Origin of the sequence: Streptomyces sp. H27-H1, from assembly GCF_026627445.1 — a bacterium.
Lineage (GTDB): Bacteria > Actinomycetota > Actinomycetes > Streptomycetales > Streptomycetaceae > Streptomyces.
Map to the genome: position 1 here is coordinate 190,613 of NZ_JAPNLJ010000004.1, position 22,296 is coordinate 212,908.

Here is a 22,296-nt window from a genome sequence, read left to right on the forward strand (position 1 = left end):
GCCCCGGCCACGCCGGTCAGACGGAGGTCGCGGCGGTCCGTACCGGGTACGTCCGGACCGCCACCTCCTCGTCGTCCAGGCAGTGCCCCGACTCCAGGTCGAAGCGCTGCTTGAGCAGCGGCGAGGCCACGAAGAGGCGTCCGGCGGCCGAGCCGATCAGCCCGCGCGAGAGGACCTGCGCCCCGGTGAAGGGGTCCCGGTTGCCGATGGCGTACGGGCGCCCCGCGCGGTCGACGAACACGGCGGCCTGGCTTCCGTCGGGCAGCAGAGCCGCCACCCCGCGCCCGGGGATCAACGCCGACAGCTCGCACACGGTGAGCCATCCCTCATCCACCTGCAGTTCCACGGTCATCGGGTGCCTCCCAGGGGCTCCAGGGTGAGTACGGTCAGGTCGGGCTTGATCTGACCGCGTTCGGGGACGAACTGCACGCTCGGGTCGGGTGCGCCGGGAGCGTTGACGAAGGACACGAACCGGCGCAGCCGCTCCGGGTCCTCCAGGGTCTCGGCCCATTCGTCGCGGTAGTGCGCCACGTGGTCGGCCATCATCGACTCCAGCTCCGCGCACAGACCGAGCGAATCGTGCACGACCACGTCCCGCAGGTGCTCAAGGCCGCCCTCCAGCCGGTCCAGCCAGGTGGAGGTCCGCTCCAGCCGGTCGGCGGTGCGGATGTAGAACATCAGGAACCGGTCGATGAGCCGGACCAGTTCGGCGTCGGACAGGTCCTGGGCCAGCAGGTCGGCGTGGCGCGGAGTGGCCCCGCCGTTGCCGCCGACGTAGAGGTTCCAGCCGCTCGCCGTCGCGATGATCCCGAAGTCCTTGCTCTGTGCCTCCGCGCACTCGCGGGCGCAGCCGGAGACCGCCGACTTGAGCTTGTGCGGGGCGCGCAGGCCCCGGTAGCGCAGCTCCAGGTCGATGGCCATCCGTACGGAGTCCTGGACCCCGTAGCGGCACCAGGTCTGCCCCACACAGGACTTCACGGTCCGCAGGGCCTTTCCGTACGCGTGCCCGGACTCGAATCCGGCGTCGACGAGCCGGGCCCAGATGCGGGGTAGCTCGTCGATGGCGGCGCCGAAGAGGTCGATGCGCTGGCCGCCGGTGATCTTCGTGTAGAGGCCGAAGTCGCGGGCCACCTCACCGATCACGATGAGCTTGTCGGGGGTGATCTCGCCGCCGGGGATGCGCGGGACGACCGAGTACGAGCCGTTGCGCTGCATGTTCGCGAGGAAGTGGTCGTTGGTGTCCTGGAGGGCGGCCTGCTCCCCGTCCAGTACGTAGCCGCTCGCGCCGAGGGTGGGGGCGAGGGAGGCGATGATCGAGCCGACGGTGGGCTTGCAGACCTCGCAGCCTTCGCTGCCGCGGGCCTCCTCGCGGCCGTGGCTGTCGAGGAGCCGCTCGTACGAGGTCACGCGCAGGGTGCGAACGATCTCGTAGAGCTCGGCGCGGGTGAAGGCGAAGCAGTCGCAGAGCCCTTTGTCGGCCGCCGGCGGCATCAGCTGGCCGATCACCTTGAGGCAGCTGCCGCAACCGGTGCCCGCCTTGGTGCACTTCTTGACCTCGGGCACGGTCGTGTGGGCGGTGATGGTCTTCTTGGTGACGTTGTGGCAGGAGCAGATCACCGCGGAGTCGGGGAGCGAGGACGGGCCGAGCGCGACGGGTGCGCCGGCGCCGGCGGGCAGCACCAGCTGCTCGGGGGTGACGGGCGGTACGGAGCCGGTGAGCGGGCGCAGCAGACCGTAGGAGTCGGCGTCGCCGACCAGGACGCCGCCCAGCAGGACGCCTTCGGCGGAGACGACCACCTTCTTGTAGACGCCGGAGCGGGAGTCGGAGTAGACGACGTCGAGGCTGCCTGCGGTGGCGCCGTGCGCGTCGCCGAAGGAGGCCACATCCACGCCGAGGAGCTTGAGCTTGGTGGAGAGGTCGGCGCCGGTGAACTCCTTCTCGCGGCCCAGCAGGTCCGCGGCGGCCGTCTCCGCCATCTCGTAGCCGGGGGCGACCAGCCCGTAGACGCGGCCGTCGGTGGCGAGCGCGCACTCGCCGATGGCGTAGACGTGCGGGTCGGAGGTGCGGCAGTGGGCGTCCACGGCGATGCCGCCGCGCTCGCCGACGGTCAGGCCGCTGTCGCGGGCGAGCTGGTCGCGGGGGCGGACGCCGGCGGAGAAGACGACCAGGTCGGTGTCGACGGTGGAGCCGTCGGACAGCTTCATGCCGCTGACCGCACCGTCCTCGCCGGTGAGAACCTCCTGGGTACCTACGCCCGTGTGGACGGTGAGGCCCATGTTCTCGATGGTGCGCAGCAGGGCCGCGCCGCCGCCCTCGTCGACCTGGACGGGCATCAGCCGGGGCGCGAACTCCACGACGCGGGTGGTGAGCCCCAGGCCCTTGAGCGCGCCGGCCGCCTCCAGCCCGAGCAGGCCGCCGCCGACCACGGCGCCGGTGGTGCGGGTCTTGGCGTACTCCTCGATCGCGAGGAGGTCCTCGATGGTGCGGTACACGAAACAGCCCGGGGCGTCCTTGCCGGGGACGGGCGGCACGAAGGGGTAGCTGCCGGTCGCGAGCACGAGCACGTCGTACGGGAACACCTGCCCGGAGCGGGAGGTGACGGTGCGGGCGTCGCGGTCGATGGTCTCGGCGGGGTCGTCGAGGTGCAGGGAGATCCCGTGCTCCGCCATGAACCCGGCCGGGGTCATCGACAGGTCCTCGGGGGTGCTGCCGGAGAAGTACGAGGTCAGGCGCACGCGGTCGTAGGCGGGCCGGGGCTCCTCGCAGAGCACGGTGATGCGGTGCGTGGCGGTGGCGCCGACTTCGGCGAGCGCCTCCAGGTAGCGCTGGCCGACCATGCCGTGGCCGATGAGCACGATGGCGGGCTGGGCGGCGGCCTGGGCGGCGGCCTGGGCGGGCGTGGGCGTGGCTGCGGCCATGATCAGGAGCCTCCGTCGTCGGTGAGCAGATGGTGCAGGTCGGTGAGACCGTGTTTGTCGGTGAGGGGGGCGCCGTCCTCCCAGCTGCGGGCGAGGGCGCCCACACTGGAGAGTTCGCCGATCAGGACCCCGCCGACGAGGCGGTCGCCGCGGACGACGACCTTGCGGTAGGTGCGGCGGGTGGCGTCGGTGAGCCGGACCACGTCGTCGCCGGGGAGCGCGGTGGTCTCGCCGAAGGCGGCGAGATCGAGGGGCCGGTCGCCGCCTGCGGTGAGGGTGAGGCGGGTCAGGGCGCGGGTGCCGGTGTAGGTGGCGGGGATGGCTTGGGGCTCGTCCCTGGTGGGAGGGGCCGGCCTCGGGGCCGAGGTGATGCCCCGGCCGGTGCCCAGGAGGACCTTCGCCAGGGCGTCGGCCTGTTCGAGGGCGGGGCCCGCCAGGCCGTAGACGCGGCCCGAGTGCTCGGCGCAGTCGCCGACGGCGTGGATGCGGGGGTCGCTGGTGCGCAGCTCGTCGTCGATGACGATGCCCTTGCGGACGTCGAGGCCGGCGGCCTGGGCGAGGCCGGTGCGCGGGCGGACTCCGCAGGCGAGGACGACGAGGTCGGCATCGAGGCGGTAGCCGTTGGCGAGCTCGACCCCGGTGACCCTGCGGGGCGTCGCGGGCTCTGCCCCCTGCCGCGCCTCGAACGCCGTCGGGGCCGGCTGCGCGCCGGTGCCGTCGGCAGCGGGCGGGCCCGGATGGGGTGTCGAGGCGGTCGTCAGGCCGCGGACGCGGCATTCCGTGTGGATCTCCACGCCCAGGCCTGCCAGGTGCGTCCGCAGCAGCGCCGAGGCGTCCGCGTCGAGCTGGCGTTCCATCAGACGTTCGCCCTGCTGGGCGAGGACGACCTGGGCGCCCCGCTCGGCCAGGGCGCGGGCCGCCGAGACGCCGAGGAGGCCGCCGCCGATCACCACCGCGCGCACGCCGGGACGTACGGCCGAGGACAGGGCCAGGCAGTCGTCCATGGTGCGGAAGGCGTGGACCCCGGCGGGGAGGTCCCGCCCTTCCGGTTCGAAGAGGCCGCGCAGGGCGGGCAGGACCGGGTTCGACCCGGTGGCCAGGACCAGCGTGCCGTAGGGCTCGACCGTTCCGTCGTCGCAGTGCACCACCTGCTCCGCCCGGTCGATCCGGACCGCCCGCACGCCCCGGCGCAGCGCCGGACCGGGGGCCGGGAGTGCCGTCACTTCCGGGGAGTACCGGCCGGCCAGGACCTCCGCGAGGAGGACCCGGTTGTAGGGGGCGTGCGCCTCCTCGCCGAGGACGCGTACGTCCCCGCCCAGCCGGGCGGCGAGCCGCAGGCCCGCGAGGCCGCCGCCGATCACCACCACGCGTTGCTGTTCCGAGGTCATGACATGAGAGTGCGCGGCCGCTGTTTCCCCACGGCACCGACTCTGTTTCCCCAACGGAACGCCGACCTCAGCGTGCGGGTTAAGCGCCAGTGAGGCGTTCCTCAAGGCCGCCTTAAGGATCACCGGGAGGCCCGGGAGCCCGCGGAACCGCCCTTAGCGTGGCCGTATGCGAGAGCGAGACATGGCGGTTCGGGTCAAGGGCGGGATGCTCGGCGGAGCGGGAATTGTCGCCCTGCTGTGGGCCGCCCAGGTGCGGCCCTCGGCCCGGCTCGACGCGCTGTTCGCGACCGCCGCGCACCTGTCCGGCCTGCTCGCCGGGTACGGGGTGCTCGTCCTGCTGTTCCTCATGGCCCGGGTCCCCGCCGTCGAGCACGGGGTGGGCGCGGCCCGGCTCGCCCGCTGGCACGCGTTGGGCGGACGCCACGTCCTGCTGACCTGTTTCGGGCACGGGCTCTTCGCGCTCTGCGGCTATGCCGTGCACGAGGGGGTCGATGTGATCTCCGCCGTCCGGGAGCTGCTCGGCTACCCGGCCCTGGCCGCCGCGGTGGCCGGGACCGTCCTCCTGGCCGCCGTCGGCATCACCTCCGCCCGCTCCGTACGCCGCCGCGTCTCCCACGAAACCTGGCGGGGGATCCACCTCCTCGTATACCTTGCCGCGGCCCTTGCCTTCGGGCACCAGCTCGCCGGCCCCGATCTGGCGCCCGTCACCTGGTTCTGGGCCCTCGCCCACGCCGTGGTCGCCGTCCTGCTCGTCTGGTACCGCGCCGTGGTCCCCGTACGCCAGGCCCTGCGGCACGCGCTGCGCGTCGCCGAGGTCCGTACGGAGGGGCCCGGGGTGGTCTCCGTCCTCGTCTACGGGGAGCACCTCGCGGAGCTGCGTGCGGAGCCGGGGCAGTTCCTGCGCTGGCGGTTCCTGCAGCGGCGGCTGTGGCACACCGCGCTGCCGTTCTCGCTGTCGGCGCCGGTCCGCGGGGACACCCTGCGGATCACCGTGAAGGCCCTCGGCGGCCACTCCCGCCGGATCCGCCGGCTGCGGCCCGGCACCCGGGTCCTCGCCACCGGGCCCTTCGGGGCGCTCACCGCCGCCCGGCGGACCAGGACCAAGGTGCTGCTGATCGCCGGCGGAGTGGGGATCACCCCGATGCGGGCGCTGTTCGAGACCCTGCCCGGCGGGCCGGGGGACATCACCCTGCTCTACCGGGCCGGCGCCGAGGAGCACCTCGTGCTGCGCTCCGAGCTGGAGGCCATCGCCGCCGAACGACAGGCCGGGCTGCACTACCTGCTCGGGCCGTCGGGCGCCTCCTTCGACCCGCTGGCTCCGCAGGCGCTGGCGGAGCTGGTCCCGGAGCTGGCCGAACACGACGTGTACCTGTGCGGGCCGCCCGGAATGGCGGACGCCACCCAGGCCGCACTGCTGCGGGCCGGGGTGCCGGCCGGGCGGATCCACGCCGAGTGCTTCGGCTTCTGAGCCCGTTGGGCTTCCGCTTCGGCTCGCGCTTCCGCTCGCGCTTCGGCTCCAGTTCCCCTTGGCCTTCGCCTCCCCTTCTCTCCAGTTCTCCCTCCGCCTCCGAGAGGTCGCCGCATGATGCGCCACCCGCTGCACGTCGCCGTGTCCGTGTCCCCGTCGGCCGGCGCCGTCGGGCAGGCCGTGCCGGGCGGTGGCCGCCCGGCACCGCAGACCCCGTACCTCCCCGGTGCAAGCGGTGCTGGCCGCGCTGGGGTCCGTACCGCCCGCGCGGCGGCTGGCGGCCGGGCTCGGGCTGGCCAGTGTGCTGGCCGCGAGCGTGCTGACGGTGGCGGTGGATCCGTCGGCTCCGCCGGCCCCCGACAGGGCGCCGGCCAGGCAAAGCTCAACCTTTGCGCAAGTTTCCGGGGATTGATGGCCACTGCACCCAACCCCTCCATAAAGTCGGGCCGTGCCTGACATATCGACAACCATGATCATCGTGCTGTGCGTGGCCGCTGCGGCGGCCGGATGGATCGACGCCGTCGTGGGCGGCGGCGGCCTGCTGCTCCTGCCCGCCCTGCTCCTCGGCCTGCCCAGCGCCCACCCCGCCACCGTCCTCGGCACCAACAAGGCCGTGGCCATCGTCGGAACCTCGGGCGCGGCCGTCTCGTACCTGCGCAAGACCTCGGTGGACGTGAAGCTCGCCGTCCGCATCGGTCTGGCCGCGCTGATCGGCTCGATGGGCGGGGCCGCCCTGGCGGGCGGCATCAGCAAGGACGCGCTGCGCCCGCTGATCATGGCGGTCCTGGTGATCGTCGGTGCGTTCGTCCTCTTCCGCCCGGCCTTCGGCGTCGCTCCCGGGGCCGCTCGCGTCAGCCGCCGACGTGTTCTGCTCGCCATCGCGCTGGCCGGCCTCGGCATCGGCTTCTACGACGGGCTCATCGGCCCCGGCACCGGTACCTTCCTGGTCCTGGCGCTGACGGCCCTCCTCCACCTCGACCTGGTCACGGCCTCCGCGACGGCGAAGATCGTCAACGTGTGCACCAATGCCGGAGCGCTCGCCATGTTCGCCTACCAGGGCATGGTGCTGTGGCAACTGGCCGCCCTGATGGCCGTGTTCAACCTGGTCGGCGCCATGATCGGCGCCCGGATGGCGCTGAAGAAGGGCAGCGGCTTCGTCCGGGGGGTCCTCCTCACGGTCGTCGGAGCCCTGGTCGTGAAGCTGGGTTTCGAACAGTGGGGCTGATCCACGCCCGAGGCGGTCGTGGTGTGAACGCACGATGACCGGACGGCAAGCCGGAGCGCGGAGCAATAGCAACCGTCACGGGGCTGGCGGCGGGGGCCAGTTGTTGCTCAGGTCGTCGCTAGGCTCACGCCATGTCTATCGATCCCGGTTTCACCTGCTCCAGTTGCGGCGAACGCCACACTGAGCTCCCCATGAGTTACTCGGCCGCGGCCCCCGACGTCTGGAATGCCGGCTTCGAGGCTGATGCGGACAGCATGCTGTCGTCGGACCAGTGCGTGATCAAGGGCCACCACTTCTTCATCAGGGGCATGATCGAGATACCCGTGATCGGCAGCACGGACATCTTCTCGTGGGGCGTCTGGGTCTCGCTGAGCAGAGACGACTTCACGCGCGCCCTGGACGTATGGAACGCCGAGGGCCGCGAGGCCGAGAAGCCCTACTTCGGCTGGCTCAGCACCGAGCTCGCGCTCTACTCCGAGGGCACCGCCGACCTGAAGACCAACGCTCACACCCGGCCGGTCGGCAAACGTTTCTCCATCGAGCTGGAGCCCACCGGCCACCCCCTCGCCGTCGAGCAGCGCACCGGGATCACTCGGGAACGCGTACGCGAGATCGCCATGGCCGTGCTGCACCCGGCCTGACCGGCTCCGTGGGTCCGACTCCGTTGAGACGGGGCCGCTGTCCGGGTCGGCACGGTCGCACTGCCGCAACGTCCTGGGCCGACCAGCCGGTCATCAGTTCGGGCCGGGTGCGGCACTAGGTCACAGATCCGCAGCTGATCTTGGTCTGACCGGGGTCTGACCTGGGGCCGGCCCGTCGGCGGGGATAAAGTTCCGGTCGTGCCCCACCTTGAGATATCCGACCTGATCACCGTCACCGACCCGCTCAGCGGGGCGCGACTGCCGGTCCGGCGGGGTGATGTGGTTCGCCGGTTCGAAGAGTCGGGGGACCCGCGCGCCGCCCGGATCGTCGCCGGGCTGCCGGCCGGCCCGGACGACGTGCTCGACCCGCTCGCCGTGGACCGGCTGATGATCGGCGTCCACACCGAGATGCAGCGGCTCAGTGAGGAACTGCGCATCGGGGAACGGCTGGTGCACGTACTGAACCCGCTGTTCGAGGCCATCCGTGAGATCGCCGGCCGCCGCGGCCGGTTCCGTCTGGTCGACATCGGATCCGGGCTCGGCTACCTCGTCCGGTGGCTCGCCGCCACCGGCGCCCTGGGACCGAACGTCGAGCTGATCGGCGTCGACCTCGACGCCGCGCTCGTCGCCGAGGCCGACCGGCTGGCCCGCGCGGAGCGGCTCGACTGCCGGTTCGTCCACGGCAACGCCTTCGACCTGCCGGAGGTCGCCACCGTCTACGTCTCCACCGGCGTGCTGCACCACTTCCGCGGCCCCGCGCTCGCGGAGTTCTTCGAGGCCCAGGCCGACTCCCAGGCGCTCGCCTTCTGCCACTTCGACATCGCGGCCACCCGGCTGGCACCCGTGGGCGCCTGGGTGTTCCACCGGGCCCGCATGCGCCATCCGCTCGGCCGCCACGACGGGGTCGTCTCCGCCCGGCGCGCCCACTCGGACGAAACCCTGCTGCGTGCCGCGACCGTACCCGGCATCACTCCGCTGCTCTACGAACCCCGGGGCCTGTCCAACCCCTTCTGCACCACCCTGCGCCCGGTCCTCGGCATCCGGCCCTACCTGGAGGACCCGCTGCGCCAGGCCCTCGGCCGCGCCTCGCGCCGGCTCGTGGGCGCGGAGCAGCTGACCCGCGGCGGACCGCCGGAGCCGGGCGCCGCCTCCCGGTCCGGCGCCGGAGCCGGAGCCGCGCGATGAACCCGGTCCTGCCGCTCGCTGCCCTCGGCCTCGTCGACGCGGCGTTCAGCGGCTTCCGCGCCTACGCCGGCCGGGACGCCCGGATCCGCAAGCAGCGTGCCGTCGTCCGTGCGGCCCTGCGCGGACTGGCGGTCGGCGCCGTCCTGCTGCTCGCCCCCGCCCTCACGGCCGGCGCGGTCCTGCTGGCCGCCGAGGACCCGGACCGGGCGTACGGGGCCCTAGCCGACGGCGGGGTCGGCTTCCTCGTCCCGCTCGGGGCCTACGCCCTCGCGGTCGGGCTCTCCCTCGCCGCCTACCTCACACTGCCGTTCCGGGCCGGCACCCTCGCCGTGGTCGTCGGACTCGGCCCGCTGACCCTGGCCCGGCCGCTGGTCCTGGCCGCCGCCTGCGCCGGAGCGCTCGTCGCCGGGGGCGGCTGGACCTCGCTCCTGGTGGGAGCCGTGGCGGGCGCCGCGGTCCTGTGCGTCGAGCCGTTCGTCCACCGCCGCTGGTACCCGCGCCCCCTGTAGGGCCGTCTCGAGGCCGTGACTCCGCCCGGGAGGCCCGTAGCGTGAAGAGGAGCCCGGGCGACGGAGCAGACTGGCCCGATGGACAGGGATGCCGAACTCGCGCGGACGCTCGACGCCATCGGGCCGCGGCTGCGTGCGCTGCGGCGCGAGCGCGGACTGACCCTGGAGGCCCTCTCCGGGGACACCGGGATCTCCGTGAGCACGCTCTCCCGCCTGGAGTCGGGCAAGCGGCGTCCGACGCTCGAACTGCTCATCCCGCTCGCGCGAACGCACCGCGTCGCACTGGACCAGCTGGTCGCGGCCCCGGCCACCGGTGACGCACGCGTCCACCTGAGGCCCCTGCGCAGGGACGACGGGAGCGTCATGGTCCCCCTGACGCAGTACCCCGGCCGGGTCCGGGCCTTCAAGCAGGTGCTCGCGTACCGGGAACCGAAACTGGCGACCCACACCGGCTACGAATGGCTCTACGTGCTCGCCGGCGAGCTCCACCTCGTCATCAGCGAGCGCACCTTCAGCCTCCGCCCCGGTGAGGTCGCCGAGTTCGACACCACCGAACCGCATTGGTTCGGCCCCGCCGAAGGCGAGTCGGTGGAGATCCTGCACCTGTTCGGCCCGCACGGCGACCAGGCCGTCGTCCGGACCGGCTAGTGCTGTGACCGGCCCGGCCCGTCCTAGTAGGTGCCCGTCAGGTGGGCGAAGACGACCACGTTCCCCTGGTAGCCGGTGCGCGGGGAGAAACCCCCGCCGCAGGTGATGACGCGGAGCTCGGCGCGCGGCACCGACCCGTACACCCGGGAGTCCGGGAAGGCCTTGGCCTCGTAGACCTCCACCGCGTGGACGGTGAACACGGCCGTACGCCCATCAGCGCGGGCGATCTCGATCAGAGCCCCTCGGCGCAGTGCGCCCAGGTGGTAGAAGACCGCGGGACCGGTGGCGTTGTCCACGTGCCCGGCGACGACGGCGGTGCCGTTGGCGCCCGGGGTGGTGCCTTCGCGATACCAGCCCGCCAGGTCCCGGCGGGCGGGCGGCGGTACCTCGAGACTGCCGTCGCCCTGCAGCCCGAGCCCGGTGAGCGGGGCGTCCACCCGGATGGACGGGATGCGGATCCGGGTGGGCGGGGAACCGGGGAGCGCGGAGATGGCCCCGGGGAACTGCGCCTGCGCGCTCAGCGCCTCACCGGGGGAGGGCAGCGGAGGGCGGACGGGCTCGCTGGAGCCGCTGCCGATGAGCCAGACGCCGACGCAGGCGGCGAGTGCTACGAGCCCGCCACCGCGGGCGCGGCGTGACTCCATGCGGGCCCCCTTGCCGTGGCGCTGTCGTTGGCTTGGTGACGTGTGACGTGTGACGTAGTGACTGGCCGTCGCCCGGCCCCGCGAACGGGGGGGACCTCGCGGGGCGGGCGACGGGGGACGGTACCGGTCGGACCGCGGCCGAAGCCGCGGTGGGCGTCCGTCAGCTCCGCGTGCCGCTCGCCCGGCGACGCAGGAGCCAGATACCGCCGACGGCGGTGGCGGCCAGCACTGCCGCTCCCGCCGCGATCTTGGCGGGGTCGGTGGTGGTGGTCATGCCACCGCCCACCCCGGTGCGCACGTGGCCCTGGGGGGCGCGGTCGTGCTCGGTGACGATCAGGTCGCCGGTCGCGAACTTGCCGTTCGCGCAGGTGGCGCCGATCTCGTAGGGGCCGGGCCGGGTGCCGTGGGCGACCTGGAACTGCCCCACGACCACCTCCTTGTGGGTGCCCGGGCTCAGTTTGAAGCGGCCGCCCCCGACGGTGCTGGCATCGCCTTCCGCGTGACTGGCGGGACCGCAGGCCTTCGTGTTCACCGTGACGGTGGTGCCGGGGGCCGCGGACTTGGGCCAGACCTCCAGCGGGGCGAAGTCGCCGGCCGCGAAGCCCGTCATGCCCAGGTCCGCGGCGGCGACCGCGCCGGCAACCGGGCCGGTGAACGCGGCGGCGGTCAGCGCGGTGGCGGTGAGCACGTGGGCGGTGCGTCGACGCATGAGGAGTCTCCTGGGGACACGGGGTCGTGTTTCCGAGGTAACCCGGGCGGCCGGGCGGCCGCCTGCTGATGCGGTGTCAGATCGATGCCGGGAAGTGAGGTGGCGCGCCGTTATCGCAGGTCAGACGGGATAAAGAGGCCATCCGTGGACCCCCACCCCGTCCGGGTGACGGCCGCCCCGCAGGCGTGGGTCGCCGCTGCGCGCCGGGGTCAGGCCGGAGGGAGGGTGAGCGTGGCGCAGGCGCCGGCGGGGCCGGGGTTGGTGAGGGTGATCCGGGCGCCGACGACCTGGGCCTGGCCCAGGGCGATGGTCAGGCCCAGGCCCGTGCCCTGGCCGCGTTCGGTCGCGCCCGTCAGGAACCGCTGCGGGCCGTCCCGCAGCAGGGTCTCCGGGAAGCCCGGGCCGTGATCGCGGACGGTGACCGTGTTTCCGGTCACCGTCACGGTGATCGGGTCCCCGCCGTGCCTGCGGGCGTTGACCAGCAGGTTCGTCAGAATCCGGTCCAGCCGGCGGACATCCGTACGGACGCGGGCCGTGCCGTCGGCGCCCAGTACCCGCGCCTGAACCCCCGACCGCCGGGTGACCGACTCCACCAGCGGCCCCAGCAGGTGCGTGTCCAGCTGGGCCACCTCCCGGTCCCCGTCCAGCCGGGCCACCTCCAGGAGGTCCTCGGTCAGGCTGCGCAGGGCCGAGACCCGGTCGCGCACCAGCTCCGTGGGCCGCCCCGGCGGGAGCAGCTCGGCGGCGGTGTGCAGACCGGTCAGCGGGGTCCGCAGCTCGTGCGCCACGTCCGCCGTGAACCGCTGCTCCGCCACCAGCCGCCGCTGCAGGCTCGCCGCCATCGTGTCGACCGCCGCGGACAGTTCGGCCACCTCGTCGCGAGTCCCCGGAACGCCCGACGGGCCGATCCGGGCGTCCAGTTCCCCCGTGCTGATCCGCCGGGCCGTCTCGGCCGCGGACCGCAGGTCCTTGCTCAGCCGACTGGCCAGCGCCGCCCCGCCGATCGCCGCGAGGGTGACGACCACCACGCCGAAGAGCATCAGCTGCTGGTCCAGTTCCCACAGTTCCGCCTTCTCGGAGGTGAGGGACTGGCGTACGGAGAGCACCTGGTCGCCGCCGGCCGGCCGGGCGGCCCACACCGCCGGTTGGGGGCCGTTCAGCTCGAGGTAGGTGGTGCGCTGTCCGGAGAGGGCGGCGCGGCGCAGCGGCTGCGGCAGGCCGGGGCAGTCGAGGCGGGCGTCGGCCTCACCGACCTTGTCGAAGTCCAGCCGGCCCGTGAGCTCGTACACCTGCCGCACCCGGACGAGTTGTGCGACGGCGCTCTTGCGCGCCGCGTCGGCCACCTGGTGCGCGCGGGCCTCGTGGATCAGGATGCCGATGGTGAGCGCGACGAGCGAGCAGCCGGCGGCGAGCAGGACGGCGATCTTCCAGCGCAGGCTGAGGGAGTGCAGGAGGCGGCGCAAGCGGAGCAGGGAGTGTTTCACCGGCTGGCCGGGCCCTGGGCGGCGGGGGGTGCGGAGCCGGACGGGCGCGGGGCCGGGGAGCCGCCGGACGCCGGGCCGGCGATGGCGTTGCCGAACTGGTGCTCGTCGCTGAGCACGCTCATCCGCCGGCCGTCCCAGTGGTAGCGGATCATGTGCGTGGACCCGTCGTCGGCGGTGCGGATCAGCAGGTCGCTGCCGATGATCTCGGCGCTCATCCGCCGGCCGCCGGTGAGCAGGATCGGAACGATCTTCCCGCCGATCGCGGTATAGACGCTGAGCACCGAATGCCCGGTCGCGCTGTCGCCGGCCACGATCAGCTCGTGGTTCCCGTCGCCGGTGAGATCCGCGTACCGGGGCGGCCGGACCCCGGCCTTGCCCGGACCCGCGATCTCCCGCGCGTTGCCGTACTGCTTCATCGCCTTGTCCGCGCGCAGGATGTCCCGCACGTCGACCTTCTCGATCCCCTCCGGTCCCACGGCCGGGGCCTCGTCGAGCGGTTGCGGCGGCGGTACCCGGCCGGCCACTGCCGTGCCGCTGGAGCTCGGGGTGTCGGTCCACAACGGCCACAGCGGTTCCGGCCGGGACTGGGAGGAGACGGGTGGCGCGGTCTCTGCGTGCCCGAGCCCGCCGGGCGCGGCGCAGCCGCCGAGGCCGATGCAGAGCAGGGCGGCGGCGAGGCTGCGGCGGGTCGGTCGAGTCATGGAGGGCGGAACCGTCGGGTGGTGGGGAGGGCGGCCGGGGAGGGCGGGGAACAGGGAGGCAGACTGACGGTAGGGGGCGTCGGTCACGGGTACCGGGCGCTCGTGCAACGGCGGTGCGTACGCGGGCTCCCGCAGCCGGAGCCGGGACCTTCGGCCCCGTCCGCGGCCGGTGGAAGCCCCCGGCGGGCAGCTCAGTCTGGATCGAGGGAGGCCCGCATGACATCGGCCGATCGGCCGCAAGGCCACGCCGAAGGAACGGTTCCACCGACGGGGGAGCTGCCGTTCTTCGTCTACGGCACCCTGCGGCCGGGCGAGGTCAACCACGACCTGTTCCTGCGCGGCCGCACGGCCGCCGAGGAGCCCGCCCGCCTCCCGGACGCGGCGCTGTACGAGGGTCCCGGATACCCGTACGCCGTGGACCGCCCCGGCTCCGCCATAGCGGGAGAGCTGATCACCCCGGCCCCCGGGGCCTACCGGGAACTCCTCGTCGCGCTCGACCTGCTGGAGGAGTACGCGGGCCCCGGACACCCCGCCAACATCTACGACCGCACCGCCCGCGAGACCCTGCGCCCCGACGGCACCCCGGTCCGCGCCTGGGTCTACCTGGCGGCGCCCGTACTGGCCCGCCGCCTCGCGCGCTCCGGTACGGAGATCCCCGGCGGCGACTGGCTGCGCCGCTGAGCCGTCGTCTCGCCCAGAGCGCGCCTCGGGCCCGCAGGGAGGATCGTGGAAGGAGACCCTGAACGCACCTGCCCCCGCCCTCCCGCCCGAGCGTGGCTCGGGCGGCGACGGCGGCAGCCGTACCGCCAATCGGGAGGACACCATGCGTAAGGTCGTTGACTGCAGGGACTACCCCAGCGAGTCCAAGTGCACCCTGACCATCGCGGGCGGGGAAGAAGAAGTGGTCCGGGCGGCCGCCGAGCACTCCGTGTCCGTGCACGGCGAGACCGACACGCCGGAGTTCCGCACCATGTTGCGGACGATGCTGAAGGATGAGGCGCCTCAGGACGCCTGACATCCGGCCGCCTGACGTCCAACCGGTCCACCGGCCGGTCTACAGGCCTTCCGCGCCCCGGTTGCGCAGGAGCCGGCCGTACTGCTGGAGGACCCACAGCTCCTCCTGGACCGCCGCCAGCTGCTCCGGCGAGCCCTGGTGGCCGAGGCGCGCCATCGTGCCCTGGATCTCGTGCACCCGGCGGTCGACGGCGCGCAGCCGGACCTGGACCAGATGGACCCCGGCGTAGATCTCGTCGACCGTCTTCGCGTGGATGGCCTCGACGACGAGCTCGGTGACGAGTGCGCGGACGGTGTCGTTCGGAGCGGCCTCCCGGACCCGGATCAGATAGTCCTCGGTGCCCAGGGAGGCTCCGCCCGCGTCCTGGATGGCCTGGCGGACGGCCGCGTAGGGGGGCGCGGTGAACTCGTCCATCCCGAAGGCGTCGAAGGCGGGGGAGACCAGGGCTGGGCGCTGGAGCGCCAGCTTGAGCAGCTCGCGCTCGGTGATGTGGGCCGGGCTGCGCAGGTTCAGCGCGGGGCCGGCAGGTGCGGCGGCCGGTGCCGCGATGTCCTCGTAGGAGTGGCCGGAACGGCCCCGGCGCTGCTCCTGGGGCTGGTTGCCGCGCTCCCGGGCCCAGCGGTCGAGCTGGGCGATCCGCTTGACCACGAACTGCTCGTCCCGCATGCCCAGCATCCCCGCCAGCTGGACCGCCGACTCGTGCTGGATGCCGACGTTCTTGATCTTTTTGATGATCGGTGCGGCCTCGTCCAGCGCGGCCGACCGTCCCGCCGGGTTCTCCAGGTTGTGCCGGGCCACGATGTGCTTCAGCGCGAACTCGAACAGCGGAGTCCGGGCCTCGACCAGTCCGGCCACGGCCGCGTCGCCCTGCGCGAGGCGCAGGTCGCACGGGTCCATACCGTCCGGGGCGATGGTGATGGAGGTCTCGGCGGCGAACTTCTGGTCGTCCTCGAAGGCGCGCAGCGCCGCCTTCTGCCCGGCCGCGTCCCCGTCGAAGGTGAAGATCACCTCGGCGGTCGCGTTGTCCATGAGCAGTCGGCGAAGGATCTTGATGTGGTCGCCGCCGAAGGCGGTGCCGCAGGTGGCGATCGCGGTGGTGACCCCGGCCATGTGGCAGGCCATGACGTCGGTGTAGCCCTCGACCACGACGGCCCGGGAGGTCTTGGCGATCTCCTTCTTGGCCAGGTCGATGCCGTACAGCACCTGGGACTTCTTGTAGATCGCCGTCTCGGGGGTGTTCAGGTACTTGGGCCCGTTGTCGTCGTCGCGCAGCTTGCGCGCGCCGAAGCCGACGACCTCGCCGCTGATCTCGCGGATGGGCCACATCAGCCGGCCGCGGAAGCGGTCGATGGGCTTTCCGCTGCGGCTGTCCTGGGACAGGCCCGAGGTGATCAGTTCCTTGTCGGTGAAGCCCTTGCCGCGCAGGAAGCGGGTCAGGTGGTCCCAGCCGGCCGGGCTGTAGCCCACGCTGAAGTGCGCGGCCGCGGCCTGGTCGAAGCCGCGCTCGGCCAGGAACTTGCGGCCGATCTCCGCCTCCGCGCTGCCCAGCTGGTCCATGTAGAAGAGGGCCGCGGCCTTGTGCGCCTCGACCAGGCGGATGCGCTCGCCGCGGCCGCTGCTGCCGGCCGTGTAGCCGCCCTCTTCGTACCGCAGGGTGATGCCGGCCAGGCCGGCCAGCCGCTCGACCGCCTCGGAGAACGAGAGGTGGTCGATCTTCATGACGAAGTCGAGGGTGTCCCCGCCCGCCTGGCAGCCGAAGCAGTGGTAGAAGCCCTTGCTGGGGCTGACCTGGAAGGACGGGGACTTCTCGTCGTGGAACGGGCAGAGGCCCTTGAGGTTGCCGCCGCCGGCGTTGCGCAGCTGGAGGTACTCCGAGACCACGGCGTCGATCGGGACCGCGTCCCGTACCGCCTTCACGTCGTCGTCGTTGATCCGTCCTGCCACGCGTGAAGTCTACGGCCGGGCGACGACATTCTCGTCAGGCCCCCTCCGCCGGAACCAGGGCCGAAAGCGGAACTGCCGGGTCCGCCAGTTTCTCGCGGTCCACGGGCGCCTTCGACCTGATCAGAGCCTGGATGTCCTCCGTGACGTCCCACACGTTCACGTTCATCCCGGCCAGGACCCGGCCGTCCGAGAGCCAGAAGGCGATGAACTCCCGCTTGCCCGCGTTCCCGCGGATCAGGACCTGGTCGTAGCCGCCGGCCGGGGCGTACCCCGAGTACTCCAGGCCCACGTCGTACTGGTCGGAGAAGAAGTACGGCACCCGGTCGTACGAGACCTCCTGTCCCAGCATCGCCCGTGCGGCGGCCGGACCCCCGTTGAGCGCGTTCGCCCAGTGCTCCACCCGCAGCCGGGTCCCCAGCATCGGGTGGTGGGCGGCCGCCACGTCCCCGACGGCGAAGACGTCCGGGTCGGAGGTGCGCAGCGAGGCGTCCACGGCGATCCCGCCCCCGTGCTCCCGGTCCACCAGGGCCAGGCCCGAGCTCTCGGCCAGCGCGGTCCGCGGGGCGGCTCCGATCGCCGCGAGGACCGCGTGCGCCGGGTGCTCCTCCCCGTCGTCCGTGCGGGCCGCCAGCACCATGCCGTCGTGCCCGACGATCTCCGTCAGATGGGCCCCGAAGTGGAAGCGGACCCCGTGATCGGTGTGCAGGTCCGCGAAGAGCCGCCCGATCTCCGGACCGAGCACCGCGTGCAGCGGGGTCTGCTCCGGCTCGATCACGGTCACCTCGGCCCCGTACCCGCGGGCCGCCGCGGCGACCTCCAGGCCGATCCAGCCGGCGCCCGCGATCAGCAGGTGCCCGTTGTCCCGGCCGAGGCCCGCCAGGGCCTTGCGCAGCCGTTCCGCGTGCGAGAGCCGGCGCAGGTGGTGCACCCCGACCAAGTCGGTGCCCGGGATGTCGAGCCGGCGCGGCTCGGCGCCGGTGGCGAGCAGCAGCTTGTCGTAGGGCAGCGCCGTACCGTCGCCGAGGACCACCTTCTTGGCCTCCCGGTCGAGCTGGACCGCGGGCTGGCCGAGGTGCAGCTCGATGTCGGAGGCCGCGTACCAGGAGGCTTCGTGCACGAAGACGCTCTCGCGCTCCTCCTTGCCCGCCAGGTACCCCTTGGAGAGCGGCGGCCGCTCGTACGGATGCTCACGCTCGTCGCCGATCAGGATCACCCGCCCCGTGAACCCCTCGGACCTCAGCGTTTCGGCCGCCTTAGCCCCGGCGAGCCCTGCGCCGACGATGACGAACGTCCGGTGTGCGTCGACCACCTGATGCCTCCTCATAACCTCTGCGCCACATGCGGGCACATGCGAGCGTCCCGCACCGAGCCTGCCGCGTGAAGGGGGAGTGGCCCGATCGGCTCACCCTTCGGCGCGTCGCGTGCGCTGTGTGAGGCGGGCGTGCAGGGAGCGCGCCGCTGCGTCCGTGAGGGCCGCGATCTGGTCCACGACCGCACGCTTCCTGGCCCGGTCGTCCGGGGCCTCGTCGAAGATCGCGCGGAACTGCGGGTCCAGGCCCTCGGGCGCGCGGGCGCTGAGCGCCTCCGCCAGTTCGGCCAGGACGATGCGCTGATCGGCGCGGATCCGCCCCTGCTCGTCGCGCTGCATGACGTACAGGTCGGCCACCGCCTTCAGCACCGCGCACTCGTTGCGGGCCTCGCGCGGCACCACCAGCTCCGCCGCGTACCGGGTCAGCCGGCCGGTTCCGTGCGCCTGCCGGGTGGCGCCCTCGGCGGCCAGGCAGAAGCGGCCGATCAGCTGGCTGGTCGCGTCCTTCAGCCGGGCCTGGGCCACGGCCGAGCCGTCGTACCCGTGCGGCCACCACTGCTGCTCCATCAGCCGGTCCAGGGCCTCGCGGAGCTCCTCCGGTTCGGTGTCGGAGGGCACGTACCGGCCGATGGCCACCCGCCAGATCTCGGCGCGCTCGGGCTCGGCGAAGAGCAGGTTCGGGTCGAGGTGGCCGGCGTGCAGGCCGTCCTCGAAATCGTGGACGGAGTACGCCACGTCGTCCGACCAGTCCATGACCTGCGCCTCGAAGCACTTGCGGTCCGCGGGCGCGCCGCGGCGCAGCCACTCGAAGACCGGCAGGTCGTCCTCGTAGGCGCCGAACTTCACCGACGTCGGGTCGGTGGGGTGGTCCCCGCGCGCCCAGGGGTACTTGGTGGCGGCGTCCAGGCAGGCCCGGGTGAGGTTGAGTCCGACGCTGACCAGCTCGCCGGTCGCCGGATCGGGGACGAACCGCTTGGGTTCCAGCCGCGTCAGCAGGCGCAGCGACTGGGCGTTGCCCTCGAAGCCGCCGCAGTCCTTGGCGAACTCGTTGAGCGCTTCCTCGCCGTTGTGGCCGAAGGGCGGGTGCCCCATGTCGTGCGACAGGCAGGCGGCCTCGACCAAGTCGGGATCGCAGCCGAGCGCGGCGCCGAGCTCGCGGCCGACCTGGGCGCATTCGAGGGAGTGCGTCAGCCGCGTACGAGGACTCGCGTCCCAGTCGTGGGAACGCGTCCCGGGGGTGACCACCTGGGTCTTCCCGGCGAGCCGGCGCAGGGAGGCGGAGTGCAGTACGCGGGCGCGGTCGCGCTGGAAGGCGGTCCGCCCGGGCCGTTTGTCGGGCTCGGTCGCCCAGCGTTCGGTATCGGCGGGTTCATACGGCTCGCCGGGCTGGTCGGGGCCGGGTCGGACAGGTGCGGTGGTGCCTTCCATGCCTTCCATGGTCCAAACGGTAACCGCACGCGCCGACAAGACGAGGCAAGAGGAGCGATCCCAGCGATTGTGAACCAACCCGGTCGTTACGCGGTGGCCAGTTCCCGCGAGTGCTCCTGCCGTACGGGCGCTACGAGCGCCGCCCGGGCTTCGTCGTAGCGCTGCAGCACCAGGCGGGCCAGCGCCGGATGGGCGCCCAGCGGAGCGGCGGCCGGGCCCGGGGCGGCGGCGGCGCTCGCGGAGGCGAAGCGGCCCGGGGCGGTGAAGTAGGAGGCGACGGCGACCCGGTGGAGGCCCCGCGCGGCCAGGGCCCGTACGGCGTCGGCGACTCCGGGCGAGGCGCCCGACGCGTAGGCCGCCATCACGGGCACCCCGCCGAGCCGTTCCGAGAGCAGACCGGCGGTGGCCCGCACGTCGGTGGCGGAGTCGGGGTCGCGGGACCCGGAGGCGGCCAGCACCACCGCCGACCCGGGGCTCCAGCCGGCCTCCACGAGCCGCTCGTACAGGGCCTCGACGAGCAGCGGATGCGGTCCGAGCGGGGCGGCGATGCGGATCCGCAGGTGCCCGGCGCGGGCGGCGGCGGCCGGCAGGTCCCGCTTGACGTGGGTGCCCCGGCCGAGCAGCAGCGGCACCAGGACGGCGGATCCGGCGGCCCGTTCGAGGGTGCGGCCCAGCAGCGGGTGGTTCAGCTCGATGTGACCGAGCCGGACGTCGAGGCGGGGGCGTAGTTCACGGACCCGTTCGAGCAGGGCCTCGGCGGTGAGGAGGGCGCGCGGATCGCGGCTGCCGTGGGCCACGGCGACGAGGGCGGGCTGCTGCATGGGAGGACTCCTGCGTGGTGTCGGGGGCGCAGACCGCTGAGCTGCGTACCGAGCTGGGCGGTGATCCGGGTCAGGAGCTCCGCGGTGGTGGCGGGCTGAAGCGGAAACGCGGGCGGGAGGGGACGCGGGGGTGGAAGTGGAAGGGAACGCGCGGGCGGGGGCAGGGACTCGGGAGGGTGCGCCGGCTCCGTCATGAACCGATCCTGCGCGCCGCACGTTGCCGATGCGTTGCGCCGGGGTGACGGGTGTTTTCCGCCTTCTCACAGGGGGGTGGCCGCAGGGGGTGCGGCCGGGGCAGGCGTGAACCCATGCGCGGATCCGCGCCGGAGCCCTTCGCGGCCCCTCCGGCGGACGGTCCCGCCCCTGCCCCCGCCCTGGTGTCCAGGCCGGTCCTCCGGGCTCCCGCAGCGGGGCCCGAGGCAACCGCCGGATCCGCCTCCGCGTCCTGAGCTGCGGAAGAGGCACCGGGAGAGCACGGGGGACACGCATGCGCGGCATCGGTACACGGCTGGCCGGGCGGCTTCGGCCGGGGGCGCTGCCGCCCTGGGCCGTACGGGCGCTGCCGCCCTGGACGCCAGGGGCTCTGCTGCCGCGGACGGTACGGGCCCGGCGGCGGGCCGTGCGCGTGGTGATGGCGCTCTGCGTGCTGGCCCTGCTGCCCTCGGCGTGGACGCACGCGGCCGCCGGGCCCCGGCTGAGGACCGTCGCCGACGCGCCCGCCGCCGAGGTGGCCGTGGTCTTCGGCGCCGGGCTGTGGAACGGCCGGCCCACCCCCTACCTGGCCCGCCGCCTCGACGCCGCAGCCGAGCTCTACCGCGCGGGGAAGGTCAAGGTCGTCCTCGTCACCGGCGACAACAGCCGTACCGATTACGACGAGCCCGACGCGATGCGCGGGTACCTGACGGGTCACGGCGTGCCCGACGCCCGGATCGTCAGCGACTACGCCGGCTTCGACTCGTGGGACTCCTGCGTCCGGGCCCGGGAGGTCTTCGGCGTGCACCGGGCGGTGCTGATCAGCCAGGGCTTCCACATCCGCCGGGCGGTCGCGCTGTGCGAGGCCGCGGGCGTGGACTCGTACGGGGTCGGGGTGGCCGACGTACACGACGCGACCTGGTACTACGGCGGCGCGCGGGAGGTCTTCGCGGCGGGCAAAGCGGCGCTGGACGCGGTGTTCGAGCCGGAGCCGCGCTTCCTGGGGCCGAAGGAGGAGGGGGTGTCGCGGGCCCTGGCCTCTCTGACAGACTGACGCCGCGATCGGTGTATGCCGATTAGCCATATAGCTTTTAGGGCTATCCGTCGGATGCGTCAGGGGTGTGGAACCGTGGCTGTTGTGGATCTGAGCGGCAAGGTCGTCGTCGTCACCGGTGGGGCCCGCGGCCTCGGCGCGGCGGCCGCCCAGGCCGTGGTGGACGGCGGCGGCAAGGTGCTGATCACCGACGTCCTGGAGGCGGAGGGCGCCGAGACGGCGGCCGGGCTCGGCGACGCGGCGCGCTTCCTGCGCCACGACGTGACCAGTGAATCCGACTGGGAAGCGGCCCTCGCCTTCGCCCTCGCCGAGTTCGGCCGCATCGACGGACTGGTCAACAACGCCGGCATCGCCACCGGCCAGTTCCTGGAACACGAGAGCGTCGAGCACTTCCGCAAGGTCGTCGAGATCAACCTGGTCGGCGTGTTCATCGGCATCAAGGCCGCGATCCCGCTGATGCGGGAGAACGGCGGCGGCTCCATCGTCAACATCTCCTCCGCCGCCGGACTCACCGGCCTCGCCATGACCGCCGGCTACGGAGCCTCCAAGTGGGGCGTGCGCGGACTGTCGAAGATCGGTGCGGTCGAACTCGCCGAGTCCAGGATCCGCGTGAACTCGGTACACCCCGGCATGACCCTCACCCCGATGACGGCCCCGGTCGGCATCCAGGCGGGCGAGGGCAACTACCCCGGCGCCCCCCTCGGCCGCGTCGGCCTCCCCGAGGAGATCGCCGCCGCCGTCGCCTTCCTCCTCTCGGACGCCGCGGGCTACATGACCGGCGCCGAACTCGCCGTGGACGGCGGCTGGACGGCCGGCCTCACGGTGAAGTACCTCACCGGGCAGTGACCGGGGCCGGGCGGCCGCCCGGACGGCCGGACGCCCGGACGGCCGGATCGTGTACGGGGAGATCCTCCACGGACCCGAGTTCCGCCGGCCCTCACCGGACGGCGGGGCTCGTGCTGAGGTGCCCGTACAAGAGGCGTAACAGGGGGCGGCGGCGCGCGTAACACCG

At 73.3% G+C, this 22,296-nt stretch carries 20 protein-coding genes and 1 pseudogene; 10 read left to right on the top strand and 11 right to left on the bottom strand.

Annotated features, from left to right (window positions below; translation table 11 throughout):
• Positions 1–16 precede the first annotated feature (16 nt).
• The 3 genes from nirD to OTB20_RS05720 are packed head-to-tail and all read right to left on the bottom strand — an operon-like array spanning position 17 to position 4,307.
• Entirely contained in the window at positions 17–352 is a 336-nt protein-coding gene (gene nirD / locus OTB20_RS05710) for a nitrite reductase small subunit NirD (RefSeq protein WP_267815491.1), read from the bottom strand.
• On the bottom strand, positions 349–2,919 hold the full coding sequence (gene nirB, locus OTB20_RS05715; protein ID WP_267815492.1) for a nitrite reductase large subunit NirB: 2,571 nt from the start codon (positions 2,917–2,919) through the stop codon (positions 349–351). Before nirB ends, nirD begins: the two co-directional genes overlap by 4 nt.
• A 2-nt stretch (positions 2,920–2,921) precedes the next feature.
• Positions 2,922–4,307 (bottom strand): NAD(P)/FAD-dependent oxidoreductase, encoded by a 1,386-nt coding sequence (locus OTB20_RS05720; RefSeq protein ID WP_267815493.1) that lies wholly within the window; start codon positions 4,305–4,307, stop codon positions 2,922–2,924.
• A 166-nt stretch (positions 4,308–4,473) separates the two neighbouring features.
• Between OTB20_RS05720 and OTB20_RS05725 the strand changes: the two genes are divergently transcribed.
• The 6 genes from OTB20_RS05725 (at position 4,474) to OTB20_RS05750 (ending at position 9,983) form a co-directional block, all read left to right on the top strand.
• Positions 4,474–5,775 (top strand): ferredoxin reductase family protein, encoded by a 1,302-nt coding sequence (locus tag OTB20_RS05725; RefSeq protein WP_267815494.1) that lies wholly within the window; start codon positions 4,474–4,476, stop codon positions 5,773–5,775.
• A 448-nt stretch (positions 5,776–6,223) separates the two neighbouring features.
• The gene (locus tag OTB20_RS05730; RefSeq protein ID WP_267815495.1) at positions 6,224–7,000 is read left to right on the top strand and encodes a sulfite exporter TauE/SafE family protein; all 777 of its coding nucleotides are present in this window, start codon (positions 6,224–6,226) and stop codon (positions 6,998–7,000) included.
• 131 nt (positions 7,001–7,131) lie between these two features.
• Positions 7,132–7,641 carry a DUF2199 domain-containing protein gene (locus OTB20_RS05735; RefSeq protein WP_267815496.1) on the top strand — a complete coding sequence of 170 codons (510 nt, stop codon included), beginning with the start codon at positions 7,132–7,134 and terminating at the stop codon, positions 7,639–7,641.
• 198 nt (positions 7,642–7,839) lie between these two features.
• Positions 7,840–8,826 carry a class I SAM-dependent methyltransferase gene (locus OTB20_RS05740; protein ID WP_267815497.1) on the top strand — a complete coding sequence of 329 codons (987 nt, stop codon included), beginning with the start codon at positions 7,840–7,842 and terminating at the stop codon, positions 8,824–8,826.
• Entirely contained in the window at positions 8,823–9,335 is a 513-nt protein-coding gene (locus OTB20_RS05745) for a hypothetical protein (RefSeq protein ID WP_267815498.1), read from the top strand. The genes OTB20_RS05740 and OTB20_RS05745 overlap by 4 nt, the downstream gene beginning before the upstream one ends.
• Before the next feature lie 78 nt (positions 9,336–9,413).
• Complete coding sequence (locus tag OTB20_RS05750; RefSeq protein WP_267815499.1) at positions 9,414–9,983, top strand: helix-turn-helix domain-containing protein; 570 nt, start codon at positions 9,414–9,416, stop codon at positions 9,981–9,983.
• 23 nt (positions 9,984–10,006) lie between these two features.
• Here the strand turns inward: OTB20_RS05750 and OTB20_RS05755 are convergent, their stop codons facing one another.
• The 4 genes from OTB20_RS05755 to OTB20_RS05770 form a co-directional block, all read right to left on the bottom strand.
• Positions 10,007–10,627: a class F sortase gene (locus tag OTB20_RS05755; protein WP_267815500.1), complete on the bottom strand. Its 621-nt coding sequence runs from the start codon at positions 10,625–10,627 to the stop codon at positions 10,007–10,009.
• A 160-nt stretch (positions 10,628–10,787) separates the two neighbouring features.
• The gene (locus OTB20_RS05760; protein WP_267815501.1) at positions 10,788–11,336 is read right to left on the bottom strand and encodes a hypothetical protein; all 549 of its coding nucleotides are present in this window, start codon (positions 11,334–11,336) and stop codon (positions 10,788–10,790) included.
• Between the two features lie 209 nt (positions 11,337–11,545).
• Positions 11,546–12,799, bottom strand: coding sequence for a sensor histidine kinase (locus OTB20_RS05765; RefSeq protein WP_267815502.1), 1,254 nt, complete (start codon positions 12,797–12,799; stop codon positions 11,546–11,548).
• A 17-nt stretch (positions 12,800–12,816) separates the two neighbouring features.
• Positions 12,817–13,521 (bottom strand): hypothetical protein, encoded by a 705-nt coding sequence (locus OTB20_RS05770; RefSeq protein ID WP_267815503.1) that lies wholly within the window; start codon positions 13,519–13,521, stop codon positions 12,817–12,819.
• Positions 13,522–13,737: 216 nt separating this feature from the next.
• Between OTB20_RS05770 and OTB20_RS05775 the strand changes: the two genes are divergently transcribed.
• Complete coding sequence (locus OTB20_RS05775; RefSeq protein WP_267815504.1) at positions 13,738–14,202, top strand: gamma-glutamylcyclotransferase family protein; 465 nt, start codon at positions 13,738–13,740, stop codon at positions 14,200–14,202.
• Between the two features lie 142 nt (positions 14,203–14,344).
• The gene (locus OTB20_RS05780; protein WP_267815505.1) at positions 14,345–14,536 is read left to right on the top strand and encodes a DUF1059 domain-containing protein; all 192 of its coding nucleotides are present in this window, start codon (positions 14,345–14,347) and stop codon (positions 14,534–14,536) included.
• A 39-nt stretch (positions 14,537–14,575) separates the two neighbouring features.
• Here OTB20_RS05780 and dnaG read toward each other — a convergent pair whose 3' ends face one another.
• The 4 genes and pseudogenes from dnaG to OTB20_RS05800 all read right to left on the bottom strand — a co-directional run bounded on the left by dnaG (position 14,576) and on the right by OTB20_RS05800 (position 20,232).
• Positions 14,576–16,480 (bottom strand): DNA primase, encoded by a 1,905-nt coding sequence (gene dnaG, locus OTB20_RS05785; RefSeq protein WP_267815506.1) that lies wholly within the window; start codon positions 16,478–16,480, stop codon positions 14,576–14,578.
• A gap of 34 nt (positions 16,481–16,514) precedes the next feature.
• Positions 16,515–17,789 (bottom strand): NAD(P)/FAD-dependent oxidoreductase, encoded by a 1,275-nt coding sequence (locus OTB20_RS05790; protein WP_267815507.1) that lies wholly within the window; start codon positions 17,787–17,789, stop codon positions 16,515–16,517.
• Between the two features lie 93 nt (positions 17,790–17,882).
• Positions 17,883–19,226: a deoxyguanosinetriphosphate triphosphohydrolase gene (locus OTB20_RS05795; protein ID WP_267815508.1), complete on the bottom strand. Its 1,344-nt coding sequence runs from the start codon at positions 19,224–19,226 to the stop codon at positions 17,883–17,885.
• Between the two features lie 77 nt (positions 19,227–19,303).
• Positions 19,304–20,232: pseudogene (locus OTB20_RS05800) on the bottom strand (sirohydrochlorin chelatase).
• 437 nt (positions 20,233–20,669) lie between these two features.
• Between OTB20_RS05800 and OTB20_RS05805 the strand changes: the two are divergent.
• Positions 20,670–21,284, top strand: coding sequence for a SanA/YdcF family protein (locus tag OTB20_RS05805; RefSeq protein WP_267815603.1), 615 nt, complete (start codon positions 20,670–20,672; stop codon positions 21,282–21,284).
• A gap of 54 nt (positions 21,285–21,338) precedes the next feature.
• Positions 21,339–22,130: a glucose 1-dehydrogenase gene (locus OTB20_RS05810; protein WP_267815510.1), complete on the top strand. Its 792-nt coding sequence runs from the start codon at positions 21,339–21,341 to the stop codon at positions 22,128–22,130.
• Positions 22,131–22,296 lie beyond the last annotated feature (166 nt).